The following is a 15,944-nucleotide window of genomic DNA, read 5'->3' on the forward strand; positions in this document are numbered from 1 at the left end:
TTAACAGCTAACCTCTACCAACATGAACGAGTTTACATTCTGGCAGATCATTGAGGGTGCCTGGGCTGCTTCACCGGAGCTACTGGCAATGCGTGATCTCGCATTGAAAACAAATGATCCTGCTTTAATTGAAGAATTGACCGGCGAGTTGTATGGCACTATTACCAATAATATCAAGGATATTTTATTGGCATTACCCAAAGAAGAACTGGCGGGATTTAATTTGCAGATGGAAGAGAAGTTGTACCGGATCGACCGTAAGGATATTCATGAGTACACTGATGGATCTGACGATGGGTTTCTTTATTGCCGTTGCTTTATAGTGGGCATGGGAAAAAGTTATTATGAAAGGATTGAAGAAGATCCTTCCTGGGCCACTTGCGACGCAGAAGCGGAAATAGTGGGCTTTATCGGTTATGTGGCTTACAAAGAAAAGTTTGGGGAAGATTTCAGGCGTTATTCCGTACATAGTATTGAGTCCTGCTCAAATTACCGGGGATGGGGGTACGAATAAGCTCAATCACCGCGCATCAATTACCGTCATCTTATTTCACTAAATAACTCACTATGAGAAAACTACCTGTATCACTACTGTTTTTCCTTTCTTTTCTGGGCGTATTAAAGGCGCAGGAATCACCGGTAGGCGCCTGGAAATCTATTTCCGGCAGGAGTACCAGTATCCTTTTAATCACGCCTTCCTGGTTTACAGTAACAGATTACAGCGATAAAACTTTCCTGGCTAGCTATGGCGGTACCTGGAAGCCTGCTGGCAACGGCGAAGCGGAGGTTACGGTTTATTATAATACAGCTAACGGGGAACAGGCCGGCCAAAGCGCTCATGTGCCCATTGGTATCATAAACGGGCAGTTACAAACCAGCGGGCCCGGTGGCGGTCAACAAATCTGGACCCGCCTTGATAACGGTGCAGGATCTTTGGCTGGTAACTGGATGATCACTGCAAGGGAAAAGGACGGAAAAAAGAACCCGGTGCCGGATGGCCCACGGCAAACATTTAAGCTCCTTACCGGCACCCGTTTTCAATGGGTAGCTATTAACGTGCAAACAGGTGAATTCTTCGGTTCTGGTGGAGGCACTTACACTTTTGAAGAGGGCCTTTATAAAGAGAAGATCGAATTTTTTTCCCGCGATAGCTCCCGTGTGGGCACAGTACTTTCTTTTAAAGGAAAAGTAACCGGCAACGAATGGGATCATAGCGGCGTTAGCACTAAAGGTGATCCTATCCATGAAACCTGGAGCAGAAACCAGGATTAAAGGGATACACAATTAAAAACGAGGAGGTATCAAAAGTAATTTGATAGGCTTGAGAATCACATAAACGAAATTTCTCTCCATCAGGCACCCGAATAAAATCAGGTAAAAATTACTTTTGATACCTCCTCGTTTTCTTCATAGTTATTACACTTTGTGTGGTTTACCACCCAATGCCATAATCTTCTCCGTGGTTGCTGCTGCCACCCCACAAACTACCATGTATCCGGTCAATAAAAATAGCATTGATCGGTCCACTGGTTCTTTCCCCAAAACTGAGGTGGTAACCCATTTGTTCAAGGGCCTTACGGGTTGCCGCTGATGTACGGTTGTTCAGCAGTATACTCCCCGGACGTGGTGCCCTGTCTTTGATCGTAGTGCCTCCCAATGATAACCATAATTGATTGGTGTTGATATTGGCTGCCTCGGTGGCCTGTTGTACTGTCATGCCAAATTCTACTATGTTCAGGAAAAACTGCAGTAGGTTTTGATCTTGTGTATCGCCGCCTTGCACGCCAAAGCAGAGGAAAGGTTTATTATCTTTTAAAGCCAGGGTAGGTGTTAGTGTTACTCGTGGCCGCTTACCTGGTGCAATTACATTAAATGGGCATATAGCGGAATCCAACACAAAGCTCTGTGCCCGTTGGCTCATCCCTACGCCGGTTCTTCCGGCTATACAAGCAGGAAGCCAGCCGCCACTGGGGGTAATGGATACTACCCAACCATCTTTGTCTGCAGCTTCTACGCTGGTAGTACCTCTCCATAACCGGTCAAGATAGGCGCTGTCTACTTGGTTGGCAGCATATAAGTGGTTGATGTCTGTTGGCGGTAATTGCAGCCGGGTAGTAGCATCATGCTTCGGCACAAATCCCCCCGGTTTACGTTCGTTAGCGGTATCTGTCAGTAGATGCCGTTCCTGGAGGAAATGCAAGTAAGGATTGGTTTTTCCCATAAAAGCATAGGGGTCGCCCGGTCCGGCGGCAGCATCGTTTTGTGTGGGATTGATCTGTTGGGCTCTGGCCTTTGCATAATCTTTACTTAGCAAACCGGTAATCGCAGGATTGGTATTAAAGGCAGGGTCGCCATAATAGAAATCGCGGTCTGCGAAGGTGAGGTTCATCGTCTGGTAAAGCGTATGGATATATTCCGTAGAATTATAGCCCATGGCTTTCAGGTCGAAGTTTTCCAGGATGTTCAGGCTTTGTAACAGCATGGGGCCTTGTGTCCATTCACGGAGTTTATATACTTCAACGCCTTTATAATTTACATGTAAAGGCTCTTCTTCTACTGGTTTCCATTTGGCCAGATCTTCCAGTGTGATCAATCCTCCCTGCTCTTGACAACCACGAACGAATTCTTTGGCAATATCACCTTTGTAGAAACGGTCGTAAGCCGCCATAATGGCTTGTTTACGGGTTTTTTGCTGTTGCAGGGCCGCCGTTTCTGCCGCTACCAGTTTGGTGAGCGTTTCCAGCAGGTCTTTTTGTACAAAGATCTCCCCGGCTTCCGGCGCTTCCCTGTTTTCACCAGGATGGGTCAGGAAAACGGCTTTGCTGTAAGGCCATTCTTTGATATAGTTTTTGCCACGTTCAATACTGTTGGCTGTTTGCGCTTCAATGGGATAGCCGGCAGCCATTTCCATGGCCGGGGCTAATACTTCTTTGAGGCTCATAGTGCCATATTCAGCAAGCATGTAGCAAAGGCCACCCACAGTGCCAGGAGTAACTGCGGCCAGCGGGCCATATTCTGGAGGGAAATCATATCCCTTGCTTTTGTAGAAGGCAGGAGTAGCGCCGGTAGGGGCTACGCCTAAGGCATTAATGGCAATTACTTTCCCTGTTTTAGGATGATAGATCAGCGCTTGGGTTTCACCTCCCCAGCTTAATACGTCCCACATAGTACAGGTAGCGGCTAACATCGCACAGGCTGCATCTACGGCGTTGCCGTTTTTCTGAAAGATCATGGCGCCGGCAGTAGCTGCCAATGGTTTGCCGGTAACGGCCATCCAGTTTTTACCGTGTAACGGCGGTTTTTGTGTTTGTTGGGCCTGCGTACCGTTAAGGTAACCCAGTAACAGTACAAGAAGGAATATGTGTTTCATACAACGAAAATAAGTTATCAGGTAGTCTCCTGTTGTTCCAGCACTTTCACGGTTACCAGCAGTTGTCCGTTGTGGCGCATGGTATGTTCCGCTGCATGGAACAGGAGGCCTAGTACCGTGGAAGGGAGCTGTTTGCGCCCTACTCCCCGGAATTCAGTGAGGGAGGCCTCAGAGGTGGTGGATAATTGTACCAGGGCCTTGTGCACCTGTGCATTGAACCGGTCTAACAGAGCTGGTAAAGTATTTATAGGCTTACCTTCTGCTGCCAGCTCGCTGAGTTGTGCTTTGCTGAGCTGCTCAGCGCGGGCATAAGTAAAAAGCCGGTCCAGCACCCCACTGAGGTGCTGTAAATGGAACCCTGGGGAAGCCATACCTGCGGGCCTTTCCCATAGCAGGCTTTCTGGGAAGTCCTGCATTAAATCATTTACTTCCTGGTTAGCCTGCAACAGGGCGTGGGCTACGGGTTGCAACAGGGCCGGTATATTATCTACCGGCCCGCTCATCCAGTATTCGGTGGCCATAAAAATTGGAATTAAACTTCGCTTGCATCATATACGATCACTTTTTCCCACAGGTGACCGTAGTGCTTAATAAATTCGAGGTGAACAGGGTGTGTTTGGTAAGTAGCTTGTCCGGCGAGGTCACTGAAAAAAATCAGTTCAGATACGGCCCAGCTGTTGTCTACTACATCGCGTTTTTCAGTACTGGCCACTATGCCAACACGCAGGTCGCGTACAGTTTCAATTTTAGACAGTGTTTTTACACCAGCAACCAGTTGGTCGCGGTCTTCTTTTGAATCAGGGTTTTTTAGCCAGAAGAATACATGGTGTACAATCGGGTATTTCTTTTCCATATTTTTTGTGGGTATTGCTGCAGCAGCGGCGGTGCCGGCGGCAAGCGCTGCTGCGGTTCCTATAAATTTTCGTCTGTTAGTGGTGCTCATAATAGGCATATTAAGATGATGAAAATAATAAAGATCTTTGATTTATGCTAGTATCCTGTCTGTAAAGCACCTGTTGGCCGGTGGCATAAACCCTTCCAGTGGGCTGTGTGGCAGGCGATCATTTTTTAGGCGTTCACCCCCAATTATGGTATTTTCATCCCATTTTTCTGCGGCTGCATCCGGGTATTGGCTAATATTGTCTTAAATACATCTCCCTATGAGTCAATTTAAGAAGTTAGAGTTCGGTATTGCCACTGGTATCTACCTATTGTTGATGTTTGCCCTGCTTTATCCCAGTATAGTTTATAATGTATTTGAATTGCAGGCAATATACGGTCATAAATTTGCCCAATATAACCAGGTATTTGATTATTATCTTCATTACCTGTTACCATCCATGGGCCGTATTACTTTAGTATATACAAGTTTCTTGCTGGTAAATTTTGTGGTTGTACCAAATTTTTTGGAGAGGAATAGGTGGGTTGTAGGGATATTGTTGCTGTTGACAGTGCTGTTATTTTATTTTTTGATGATGATGGTGGCCAATTCTTATTACAATGGCTACTTATTAGGGGTATATAATACCGTGAGGGGCGCACATACGCACTTTGCCAAATCGGCCTTTATTATCACCATCTTTTCGGGGGTGTTATATGTAGTATATTATTATGTCAGAAAAGCTGTCCTCTCCCTGTTATATCCCCGGTATCTTTCAGAGCCTGTTTTTAGACGGATGTTGAATGAGATTTTACTGGCATTGGGACTGGTGGTTGTATTGATGTGTCTTTCTTTTGGCGATTCGCGTGATCTGGCCCTGATGGTATTTTTCTTTGGTACTTCGCAGATAGCCGTATTTTTTATATTCCGCTATCAAGTGTTCCCGGCCTTTACAGATAGGCATCATAGTAAAGGTTTGTTTGTGCGGGATATTATTTTTACCATATTGGGCTGTAATATCCTGGTGGCTTTATTATGCAGAACGGTAGTACATCGTGGCGGCAACTGGATAGTGGCCCTCACGGCAATAGGCGTATGGATATCTGTGATGGTGGTATTTCCGGCCAGTTGGTATTTGTTTAAGTCCCGCCAAAGGCAGGTGAATACTGTAGCTACCCTGAAAAAAGCATTGGGGCACTCTGCCGCGAACCTGGATTTTTTACGTTCGCAGATTAATCCACATTTTTTATTTAATGCACTCAATACTTTATATGGTACTGCCTTGCAGGAAGAGGCCGTCCGCACCAGTGAGGGCATTCAACGTTTGGGCGACATGATGCGGTTTATGTTGCATGATAATCATCTGGAAAAAATTCCACTTGATAAGGAAGTGGCTTACCTGCAGAATTACATTGCCTTGCAACGTTTGCGGGTATTGTCTTCTCCGGATATCCTGATAGAGGTGAATATTGATGAAAGTCAATGCCTCCACGAAATAGCGCCCATGCTGCTCATTCCGTTTGTAGAAAATGCTTTTAAACACGGCATTAGCCTGCGGCATCGCTCCCGTATCGTGATCTCGCTGAGCTGTACGACCGAACAGATCTTTTTTGATGTATACAACAGTGTGCATCCCCGCCCGGAAAATGATCCGGAACGGGAAAGTATGGGTATAGGCCTGAATAATGTAAAAGAAAGACTTACTTTGCTGTATCCCGGAAAACATGAACTGAACATCCGGCAAACCGCTACAGAATTTTTTGTTCACCTGACCATTGACGTTAATAAATAAGCAAATGAAGAGAGAAGAAGCTGCAACCGCTCCCGATGGCATGACCCGCTTTTTATGGTGGCTGGCCGCAGCGGATGTAGAAGTATTGAAAGAATGCAGTACGGAAAAAGAACGTTACCGTATTGTGGGTATCTCCGTGATGGTGACCTGGATGTTTGCCACGTTGGCCTGGGGATATTTTTTTTCCACTATTGTGAATGATGATATGGCAGTAGCCGGTTTAGCGCTGTTCTTTGGCTTCGCGATCCTGTCTATAGACCGTACCTTGATTGCCGCGATGTCTAGGACCAATGGCGGGGTGAAAATTATGCCGCTCATTTTCCGGTTGTTGCTGGCGCTTACCATTGGGTTGTTTATTTCCCAGCCCATTGTACTGATGCTGTTTAAAAAAGACATTAATGCCCAGTTAGAACTCAGCAAGCAAACAAAGCTTGACGCTTACCGGGAGCAGCTGGTAAAGCTTAATGCGGGGCAAATGGCTACCGTGCAGCAGGCTATGGATGAAGGGAAGGTGCAGTTAACCCAAAAAACGGCAGAAACAAAAGCTTACCGGGATGCCTATATTCATGAAACGGATGGTACCGGCGGGTCAGGCAGGATAGGAGAGTCGGATATTGCCCGGGTAAAAAAAATGGCATACCTCAAATCGGAGGAGGAGCTGGAGGTTTTGCAACACAGTTGGGAGCCCCGCCAGCATCAACTGGAAGCGCAGCTGGCACATATGCATAGTACAGACAGTGTAAAGGAAACTATTTATCTGGGCACGCTTACCAACGGTTTTCTGGCCCAGGTAGAAGCACTGCAAGAGCTCACAGAGCAACACCCGCCGGTGAAACAGCGTTACCGGTTGATCGTATTTATTATCACATTGATCGAAGTAATGCCTTTGCTGAGTAAGATATTAATGCCGAAAGGAGAGTATGAAGAAAAGCTGGTGGCCGCTACTGCCCGCGGTATCACTGCTGCACAATTGGCAACCGGCGCCGAAAAGGAATTATTACAACATTATCAGGAGGCAGCCATGGCGGCCGACAAAGAGATGGTGGACCACGTGTTTAATGCTACCCAGGATATACGCAGGGAACAGGCTGCTGCCATGGTAAAAGAATGGCGACAACGCGAAAATGGCCAATACCAGGATCTCTGGCAACAGGTTAAAAGGTTGTTGCTAGGCAAAATATTGTAAATCTCTAACCTGCTACAGGTAAATAAAACCATATGAAGCTAACAGCAATTGCTATAGATGATGAACCGGTTGCACTGGCTGTTATTAAAAACCATGCCGCCATGGTGCCTTTTCTTGAAATGAAAGGCTTCTTTACCAATGCTTTCGATGCCATCGATTTTTTAAGTAAGGAAAAAATAGACCTGCTTTTTCTGGATATAAAAATGCCGGATATCTCCGGGCTCGATTTTTTGTCCAGTCTTGCTCAACCTCCAATGACGGTTTTTACTACCGCTTATTCGGAACATGCGGTGAAAAGTTTTGAGCTGGATGCTATTGATTATCTACTAAAACCATTTTCCCTTATCCGCTTCATGAAAGCCTGCAATAAAGCGCATAGCCTGTTGCAGTTGAAACAACAGCACGTTGGGGCGGTGAATAAGGAGCCGGATTATATATTCGTAAAAAGCGGCTATGAGCAATTCCGTATCATGCTCGATGATATTCTTTATCTGGAAAGTGCCGGAAACTATGTGAATTTCATCCTAAACGACCGGAAATTGATGTCCCGCCTTTCTATGCAGGAAGCGGTAGAGCTGTTGCCCGCTGCTTCTTTTACCCGTGTGCATCGCTCTTACATTGTAGCCAATAATAAAATAGAACGGGCCGACCGGAGCTCCCTGTACATTAAAAATATTCCCATTCCCATAGGAGCCGCGTATGCTGCGGCAGTAGAGCGGTTGCTGGATTTATAATGTCTATCTATGATATAGAGAAGGACATTTCCGGATTATGCGTCACAAGGCTGTGCTGGAAGGTATGTTGCACTTCCTGGCAAAGGCGTAACAGCATTTTGTTACACCTTAAAGATCCGCTTTAGGAAAGCCAATGTATGTTTATAGGCGTCTGCCGCTGCTTCGCTGTTGTAGATGGGATTACTTGGATTGGCAAATGCGTGTTCTGCGTCATAGCGTTTAACCGTTAACGTTTTACCTGCTGCTTTCATATTTTTTTCAAACTCCTCCACTATTTGTGGCGTAATGCCTTTGTCTTTGTTAGCGAAAATACCCAACACAGGACCATGCAGGCTTTTTAACTTCTCTACATCTTTTTCGGGCATACCATAGTACATCACTACGCCTACGTTTTGTGGGCCTGCCAGCAAGCCTGATTGCAGGGCCAGGCCGCCGCCGAAGCACCAGCCTAAGGAGGCAATCTGGGCAGACGCGCCTACGTATTTAATGGCGCCTTGCGTAATAGCCTGCAGCCGCTCACGGGATGCCTGTTGCATAAACTTGGCTGCTTCTTCCCGGTTGTTGGCCACCTTCTGGTCGTACATGTCTACAGCCAGTACATTCACTTTACCTTGCAGATCATTGTACAGTTTTTCAGATTCTTTTTTGATATAGTCGTTTAACCCATACCATTCCTGGTATACCAGCAGATACTTATTGCTGGCCTCTTTTGCTTTAAACAGAAAGCCGTGCGCGGGTGTTCCGTCTGGTGCGTCAAAAGTAACGGCTGTGCCAGCAGTTCCCTGGTAATGATAAGGTAGCGGATTTTCATGCGCTGCCCGGAAATCTTCCCGGCCTCCCAGCGCAGCAAAATCACTGACTGCATCTGCAGAATGGCAGCAAGGAGCCGTTTGTGAAGAAGCACGCACAGCCATGGATACTAATAGGGTCATGAAAGTCACTCTTTTCATAATAGGTATTTTTGGTGCAGAGAAGTTACGAATTTCTTTGAAGAAGTTTGAAGAGGTGTTATATTAGCTAACGTTAACGTATATACTAAAATTTGATCACCGCTTTGTTATCACTCATTTTATATTTAAAATGCTGGTACTGGCTCAAACGTTGCAATACTTCGCTCAGGCTGGCATGGTAAAAAGTAGCAGATACCGGCGGAGCTTTAGCGGCATCGCCTTGCATTTCAATTTCTACGCCGAACCAATCTTCCAGTATACGCGGTAGGGCTACAGGAGCAGCCTCTTGAATGCGCAAAGTGTCCGATAGCCAGGTTTCCAACTCTCCCGGCTGGTAGGTTTCTTTTTCCATCAGGTCTATTTCATTATTGGCAAGGATCATTTGTCCCCGTTCCAGTATTTCAGGTGCATTATCTGTGGCAGAATAATAGGATTTGCTGACCTGCATCTTACCTTGCAGGAGGTAAACGGTGGCGCCATGCTGATTGGCAAAAGAGCGCATTCTGAAACTGGTGCCCAGCACAGTTGCTTTTAGTTTATCGGTGGTAACGGTAAAGGTATCTGTAGCCGGTGTAACGGAAAAAAAAGCTTCCCCATCCAGTATCACTGCCCGGTTGCCCTGGAGGTAATTTTCAGGTACTTCCAGCATGGAGGTAGAGTTGAGGATAATATGGGAGCTGTCTGGTAAGGTAACAGCTGTTCTGCTGCCCACAGTGCCGGTATAGCTGGTGTATTTTATACCCGGTACTTTTAAGGAAGAAACTGCTTGGGGGATTGGATTTGTGTTACATCCGTTGAATGCTATTTCTCCAAACAGTAAAGCGAATAGAAAGATAGCATCAGTTTTAAATCGCATATTCCGGGAATTTTGTATGTAATAGAAAAGGCCTAAAAGTAATAAATTAAACAAAGCCAGAATGGTAAGCATAAACAATTTCTGAAAAGCAATAGACAATATCTGTTAATACTCTTAAAAAGATATGCTGATATTATAATGATTTTTGTTTAAAAGCCGTAACCACCCTAACTTTGCGGCCCATGGAAAAGCAGCTATCTCTATCATTTGATAATACGGCAATTGCATTTGAGGCAAAGACCGACAAGGCACTTAGAAAAGCCAATTTTCTCTTCAGTAACATCGGTAAGCCATGGTTAGTAAAATTTGGCGCCGTGATGACTCCCATCGCTTTTAAATTGAGCCTGCCTATTAAAGGCATCATTAAAAGCACCATCTTTTCGCAATTCTGTGGGGGGGAAACATTGGAAGAAGCCGCTGCTACCGCTATCCAATTGGGCAATTACCATGTAGGGGCTGTATTAGACTATGGTGTAGAAGCAATGGAAGGAGAGGAGAGCTACGATGCTGCCGTTCCTGAATTTATCCGCGCTATACAATATGCCGCCACCCGCCCTGACATTCCGTTTATAGCCATTAAAATTACCGGATTTGCCCGATTCGCCTTGCTGGAAAAAGTACACCGCCAGGAAACTTTATCCACAGCGGAACAGGAAGAATATGACCGCGTGCGTAACCGGGTTTACGCTATTACAGAAGCCGGCGCCCGGCATAACGTAAGCATCCTCATAGATGCGGAAGAATCCTGGATCCAAGGCCCGGTAGACAGTCTCGCTGATGAGATGATGTCTTTATTCAATAAAGGGAAAATTATTGTTTTTAATACTTTCCAGATGTATTGCCACGACCGTTACCCTTTCCTGCAGGCATCCCTGCAACAGGCGGTAAAAGGAGGCTACCTGTTGGGAGCCAAATTGGTACGGGGCGCTTATATGGAGAAAGAAAACAAACGCGCAGCAGAAAATAATTATCCTACGCCGATCCAGCCAAGCAAGGAAGCGACCGACAGAGACTATGATGCTGCCGTGAAATTCTGTATCGATAACCTCGATAAACTAGCCATGTTTATTGGCACGCACAACGAAAATAGTTGCATGTTAGCTGCCCGCTTATTGCATGAAAAAGGGATTCCACATAATCACTCGCATGTGAATTTTTCCCAGTTGTTGGGTATGAGCGATAACATTACTTTCAACCTGGCACATGCCGGTTATAATGTTACGAAATACCTGCCTTACGGTCCGGTGAAAGAAGTAATGCCTTACCTGATCCGCAGAGCCCAGGAAAATACTTCCATAGCAGGACAAATGGGACGGGAACTCGCACTGATCCGCAAGGAAATGAAGCGGAGAACTTTATAATAAGCTTTGCTATTAATTTTTCAGATAAAAATGGCTGTATCAGTATGCGATACAGCCATTTTTTATGGAGGCAGGTTTTTCCCATCGGTTATACTGTATAGCAAAACTTTGTAAATTGCAGTCTTATGGACCAGTACTTATCCTTATTACAACATATCATCAAAGAAGGCGTCGTTAAAACAGATCGTACCGGTACCGGTACTACCAGTTGTTTCGGCTACCAAATGCGTGTTAATCTGCAGGAGGGTTTCCCTGTGGTAACTACCAAAAAACTGCACCTTAAATCCATTATTTACGAACTGTTGTGGTTTCTAAAGGGGGATACCAATACCCACTGGCTGAAAGAACATGGCGTGAGTATCTGGGATGAGTGGGCTGATAAGAATGGCGACCTCGGTCCGGTGTATGGTAAGCAATGGCGTAGTTGGGAAGCCCGTAACGGCAAGGTGATCGACCAGATAACAGAGGCGGTAAATACTATTAAGAACAATCCGGATTCACGCCGTATTATTGTGAACGCCTGGAATGTAGGCGAGTTGTCTGAAATGGCCTTAAGCCCCTGTCATTGCCTGTTCCAGTTTTATGTTACCCCGGCAGATCCGGCAAAAGGAGAAACCCGCGGAAAACTCAGCTGCCAGTTATACCAGCGTAGCGCAGACGTATTCCTGGGCGTGCCTTTCAATATCGCTTCCTATGCACTGTTAACCATGATGATGGCACAGGTATGCAACCTGGAAGCGGGAGACTTTATCCATACTTTTGGAGATGTTCATCTGTATAGCAACCACATGGAGCAGGCACAGCTGCAACTGAGCAGAACGCCTTTCCCGTTGCCGGTAATGAAGATCAATCCGGAAGTAAAAGATATTTTTTCCTTTAAGTACGAAGATTTTGAACTGGTAAATTATCAGTTTCATCCGGCTATTAAAGCGCCGGTAGCTATATAACCCCCCTGCTTATGCGTATATCCATCATCGTGGCAGCTTCAGATAACAATGTAATTGGCATCAATAACATGTTACCCTGGAAATTGCCTACAGACTTGAAGTATTTTAAAGACATGACAATGGGTAAGCCCATTATTATGGGACGTAAAACCTTTGATTCTTTACGTAAGGCTTTGCCGGGCAGGCCTAATATCGTGATCACCCGCCGGAAGGATTATCATCCGGAAAATGTATACATAGTAGGGTCTCTCCAGGAAGCTCTTGATAAAGCACGTAACTTTGGCGGTGATGAATTGTTTATTACCGGCGGCGCGCAGATCTTCGATGAAGCATGGCCGTTAATAGAGCGCATCTATCTTACCCGCGTATATGCTGTAGTGCATGGCGACGCCTTTTTTCCTCAACTTGATGGCGGAGAATTTGAACTGATCAGCGACGACCGTCACGAAGCAGACGAAAAAAACGAATATGCTTTCTCTTTCCAGATATGGGAGAAGGTAGTATAAGGGGAGTTATTTAAAGACAACGGTGCCCATACCGTTGGTCAATTCTCTTTCCAGCTGATTCAAATGTTGCTGCAGGGCGATGCAACGCAGACATTCTTCGTAGTCGTTCTGCTTATAAGCCCGGGCTACTTCTTCCTGGTTTTCATGCAGCATCTTTTTTACTTTTCTCAGGATGAGATAGTTGGTGGTGGAGATGGTATCTTTCAGGTACGCCTGGTCGCCATATACGGTGTCTATTTCGAAGCGTTCTTTCCAGTTGATGCTTAATTCTGCTTCACGGTCCGACAGGATCTCGGCGATCTCTCTGGAGAATTGCTGGTCTTCATGATAAAGGAACCACCTTTTATCCTGCAGACTGCCGGTATCGTAAATAGCTTTGTATTCCCGTAATATTCTCTTTACCAGCTCACTTTCCGCCAGTGCTTCAAAATCATACGGAAGATGGAAAATATAATCTGCTACCGTGCTGTTATCTTCCTCATTGAAAATTTTATCGCCAAAACGCAATAGTATTTTTACCAGTTCCTTTTCCTGTTTTTCATGCCGGCTGATTAGGGAGTCTACAGAGATACCGGTTCCTGCCGCTTCCATAGCGGCTACCGCTTCTTCGCTAAGCTGTTCACCCCCGGGCGCTTGCTGGCGGATATTGGCCTGTTCTCTTTTAACCAGCCTGTCCCGGATAAATTTATTAACCAGTTGGATCAGCCCCTGTTCGTCGATGTGGAGTAGCTGGCTGCATTGCCGTATGTAATCCTGTTGCCGGGTAAAATCTTCCGCCTTATCAATTTTGGAAATGGTTTCCGCGATTTCATTTACCAGCTGCGACTTTTTGCTGCTGTCGTTGCCGGCTTCCTGCATACTGAGTTGCAGCTTAAACAGTACAAAGTCCTGTTTATGTTCCTGGATGAACTCCCGGAAGGCGGCAGCGCCAATTTTTTGTACATAGCTGTCCGGGTCTTCTTTGTCTGGCAGCAATACCAGTTTCACATTGAGTCCCTCTTCAATGGCCATGTCCAGGCCGCGTAGAGCTGCTTTTACACCTGCGCTGTCGCCGTCGTACAGTATGGTGAGGTTGTTGGTGTATTTCTTAATCAGCCGAAGCTGGTCTTGGGTGAGGGAAGTGCCGCTGGACGCCACTACGTTTTCCACGCCTGCCTGGTGCAGGGATATTACGTCGGTATAACCTTCTACGAGCAGGCACTCATTAAGTTTGTCGATGGCATGCCTGGCGAAGTAGGTGCCGTATAATACCCGGCTTTTTACATAGATCTCGTTTTCCGGAGAGTTGATGTATTTAGGCGCCCGGTCAGATTTTACCAGGATACGCGCTCCGAACCCCAGTATTTTACCGGATTGGTTATGTATCGGGAAGATAACGCGCCCACGGTAGTTGTCTGCCGGTTGGTCGTTACGGATGGCGACCAGTCCTGTTTTCTGGAGGTATTCCAGGTTATATCCCTTATCCAGCGCAGATTTGGCAAAAGCGTCGAAAGCGTTGAGGCAATAACCCAGCTGAAACTTTTTGATGGTTTCCGCAGTAAAGCCGCGTTCTTCAAAATAACTTAGCCCTACGTTTTGTCCTTCTTCCTTGTTAAACAACGCGTCTGTAAAGTATTCCCGGGCATAGTTGTTAATGATATACAAGCTATCGGCCAGTTGCTGATGCTGTTTAACTTCCGGGCTTACTTCGGTTTCTTCCAGTTCTATCTGGTAGTGTTGCGCTAACCACCGGAGGGCTTCTACATAAGAATATTTCTCATGCTCCATGATAAAGCTGATCGTGTTGCCGCTGGCGCCGCAACCAAAGCATTTATAGATTTCTTTGCCGGGAGATACGGTGAATGATGGGCTCTTTTCGTTATGAAATGGGCATAAGCCAAGGTAGTTGGCGCCTCTTTTTTTCAATTTCACGAACGAACCCACTATTTCCACAATATCAATGCGGCTCAGGATCTGTTGTATGGAGTTTTGAGAAATCACGGTGTAAGTAATACAACTGCAAACATACAGTAAATCTCCGAGGCGGGAAGTGACGCTTTTTAGTTATATTTAGATAATATTTAATTTGATGAAGAAGGAGGATTACCGTTTACCCTCTCTTTTTCTTATATTTGGAGATTATAAATTCGCCAAACAATCTTATTTATCAGATGAAAGAAGTATTTATAGTAGCTACTGCCCGCACGCCCATTGGGTCGTTCAGTGGTGGGTTATCTGGTATTCCGGCTACAGAGCTGGGTTCCACCGTTATAAAGGCTGTATTGGAAAGGGCTGGTATTGCAGCTTCGGATGTGAATGAAGTATATATGGGTAATGTGCTCAGTGCCAATCTGGGCCAGGCGCCGGCCAATCAGGCCAGTTTAGGCGCAGGTGTGCCCAATAATGTGCCCTGTACCACGATTAACAAAGTGTGTGCTTCCGGCATGAAAGCGATTATGCTGGGGGCCCAAAGCATTTTGTTAGGAGATAATGATGTAGTAGTGGCTGGCGGTATGGAAAATATGAGCGCTACCCCTTACTATTTGGATAAAGCCCGCCGGGGATATAAAATGGGGAATAGCACCGTGATAGATGGTATTATCCGCGATGGCCTCTGGGACCCCTACAAGGATTTCCACATGGGCAATGCGGCCGAACTGTGCGCTACCGAATATCATATTACCCGGGAAGAGCAAGATGCCTACGCTATTGGAAGTTATAAAAAGGCAGCCGCTGCTTGGGAGAGCGGATATTACAACGCGGAAGTGGTGCCTGTACAGATACCAGGTAAGCAAGTGGTCACCATTGCGGAAGATGAAGACTACAAAAAAGTAATCTTCGAGAAAGTATCTTCTTTGAAACCAAGCTTCCAGAAAGATGGCACTATCACTGCTGCCAATGCCTCCAACATCAATGATGGCGCGGCAGCGGTAGTATTGGTAAGCGGGGAAAAGTTGAAGGAACTGGGACTGAAGCCGTTGGCTAAGATCATCAGCTTCGCAGATGCTTCCCAGGCACCGGAATGGTTTACCACCACCCCGGTAAAAGCGATTAATAAAGCTCTGGCCAAAGCCGGTTTGCAGATTGGCGATATGGACTATGCAGAAATAAATGAAGCATTTTCCTGTGTGCCTATTGCTAACGCCCGGGACCTTGGGCTGTCGCTGGACAAAGTGAATATTTGGGGAGGTGCCGTAGCCATGGGGCATCCTATTGGTTGCAGCGGCGCTCGCATTGTGGTAACCCTGAATGCCATCCTGCATCAGCAACAAGCCCGCTATGGCGTGGCAGGTATTTGCAATGGCGGCGGCGGCGCCAGTGCCTTGATCATCGAAAGAGTATAAAAAATACGGAAAAGAGGCTGTCTCATCCTTTTGAGACGG

The 15,944-nt window shown here is 46.1% G+C and carries 15 protein-coding genes; 9 read left to right on the forward strand and 6 right to left on the reverse strand.

The window, feature by feature from the left end; translation table 11 throughout:
• The first annotated feature begins 22 nt into the window (after window positions 1-22).
• Window positions 23-514 carry a DUF4240 domain-containing protein gene (locus ACDQ55_RS10825; RefSeq protein WP_420981404.1) on the forward strand — a complete coding sequence of 164 codons (492 nt, stop codon included), beginning with the start codon at window positions 23-25 and terminating at the stop codon, window positions 512-514.
• Between the two features lie 53 nt (window positions 515-567).
• Window positions 568-1,272, forward strand: a complete 705-nt coding sequence (locus ACDQ55_RS10830; RefSeq protein WP_420981405.1) for a hypothetical protein — start codon at window positions 568-570, stop codon at window positions 1,270-1,272.
• Between the two features lie 160 nt (window positions 1,273-1,432).
• Here the strand turns inward: ACDQ55_RS10830 and ACDQ55_RS10835 are convergent, their stop codons facing one another.
• Genes ACDQ55_RS10835 through ACDQ55_RS10845 form a run of 3 tightly spaced genes read right to left on the reverse strand, consistent with a single transcriptional unit; the run spans window position 1,433 to window position 4,313 of the window.
• Window positions 1,433-3,370, reverse strand: a complete 1,938-nt coding sequence (locus tag ACDQ55_RS10835; protein ID WP_420981406.1) for a gamma-glutamyltransferase family protein — start codon at window positions 3,368-3,370, stop codon at window positions 1,433-1,435.
• A 17-nt stretch (window positions 3,371-3,387) separates the two neighbouring features.
• A complete protein-coding gene (locus ACDQ55_RS10840) occupies window positions 3,388-3,891 on the reverse strand; it encodes a DinB family protein (protein ID WP_420981407.1) in 504 nt (167 codons plus the stop codon).
• Between the two features lie 11 nt (window positions 3,892-3,902).
• Window positions 3,903-4,313, reverse strand: coding sequence for a Dabb family protein (locus tag ACDQ55_RS10845; RefSeq protein ID WP_420981408.1), 411 nt, complete (start codon window positions 4,311-4,313; stop codon window positions 3,903-3,905).
• Between the two features lie 217 nt (window positions 4,314-4,530).
• Here ACDQ55_RS10845 and ACDQ55_RS10850 point away from each other — a divergent pair, with 217 nt between their 5' ends.
• From ACDQ55_RS10850 to ACDQ55_RS10860, 3 genes are read left to right on the forward strand one after another with little or no spacing between them, the layout of a single operon-like run.
• Window positions 4,531-6,042, forward strand: coding sequence for a sensor histidine kinase (locus tag ACDQ55_RS10850; RefSeq protein WP_420981409.1), 1,512 nt, complete (start codon window positions 4,531-4,533; stop codon window positions 6,040-6,042).
• 4 nt (window positions 6,043-6,046) lie between these two features.
• Window positions 6,047-7,228, forward strand: coding sequence for a DUF4407 domain-containing protein (locus ACDQ55_RS10855; protein WP_420981410.1), 1,182 nt, complete (start codon window positions 6,047-6,049; stop codon window positions 7,226-7,228).
• Between the two features lie 32 nt (window positions 7,229-7,260).
• A complete protein-coding gene (locus ACDQ55_RS10860; protein ID WP_420981411.1) occupies window positions 7,261-7,962 on the forward strand; it encodes a LytR/AlgR family response regulator transcription factor in 702 nt (233 codons plus the stop codon).
• 101 nt (window positions 7,963-8,063) lie between these two features.
• Here the strand turns inward: ACDQ55_RS10860 and ACDQ55_RS10865 are convergent, their stop codons facing one another.
• Window positions 8,064-8,912, reverse strand: coding sequence for a dienelactone hydrolase family protein (locus ACDQ55_RS10865; RefSeq protein ID WP_420981412.1), 849 nt, complete (start codon window positions 8,910-8,912; stop codon window positions 8,064-8,066).
• An 85-nt stretch (window positions 8,913-8,997) separates the two neighbouring features.
• The gene (locus ACDQ55_RS10870; protein WP_420981413.1) at window positions 8,998-9,768 is read right to left on the reverse strand and encodes a FecR family protein; all 771 of its coding nucleotides are present in this window, start codon (window positions 9,766-9,768) and stop codon (window positions 8,998-9,000) included.
• Between the two features lie 182 nt (window positions 9,769-9,950).
• On the opposite strand from ACDQ55_RS10870, the gene ACDQ55_RS10875 reads away from it, so the two are divergent.
• The 3 genes from ACDQ55_RS10875 (at window position 9,951) to ACDQ55_RS10885 (ending at window position 12,582) form a co-directional block, all read left to right on the forward strand.
• A complete protein-coding gene (locus ACDQ55_RS10875; protein WP_420981414.1) occupies window positions 9,951-11,129 on the forward strand; it encodes a proline dehydrogenase family protein in 1,179 nt (392 codons plus the stop codon).
• 125 nt (window positions 11,130-11,254) lie between these two features.
• Entirely contained in the window at window positions 11,255-12,076 is an 822-nt protein-coding gene (locus ACDQ55_RS10880) for a thymidylate synthase (RefSeq protein ID WP_420981415.1), read from the forward strand.
• 11 nt (window positions 12,077-12,087) lie between these two features.
• On the forward strand, window positions 12,088-12,582 hold the full coding sequence (locus tag ACDQ55_RS10885) for a dihydrofolate reductase (RefSeq protein WP_420981416.1): 495 nt from the start codon (window positions 12,088-12,090) through the stop codon (window positions 12,580-12,582).
• A 6-nt stretch (window positions 12,583-12,588) separates the two neighbouring features.
• Here ACDQ55_RS10885 and dnaG read toward each other — a convergent pair whose 3' ends face one another.
• Complete coding sequence (gene dnaG, locus ACDQ55_RS10890; protein WP_420981417.1) at window positions 12,589-14,562, reverse strand: DNA primase; 1,974 nt, start codon at window positions 14,560-14,562, stop codon at window positions 12,589-12,591.
• 170 nt (window positions 14,563-14,732) lie between these two features.
• On the opposite strand from dnaG, the gene ACDQ55_RS10895 reads away from it, so the two are divergent.
• The gene (locus ACDQ55_RS10895; protein ID WP_420981418.1) at window positions 14,733-15,905 is read left to right on the forward strand and encodes an acetyl-CoA C-acyltransferase; all 1,173 of its coding nucleotides are present in this window, start codon (window positions 14,733-14,735) and stop codon (window positions 15,903-15,905) included.
• Window positions 15,906-15,944 lie beyond the last annotated feature (39 nt).

Source organism: Chitinophaga sp. 30R24 (genome assembly GCF_049056765.1).
Taxonomy (GTDB): domain Bacteria; phylum Bacteroidota; class Bacteroidia; order Chitinophagales; family Chitinophagaceae; genus Chitinophaga.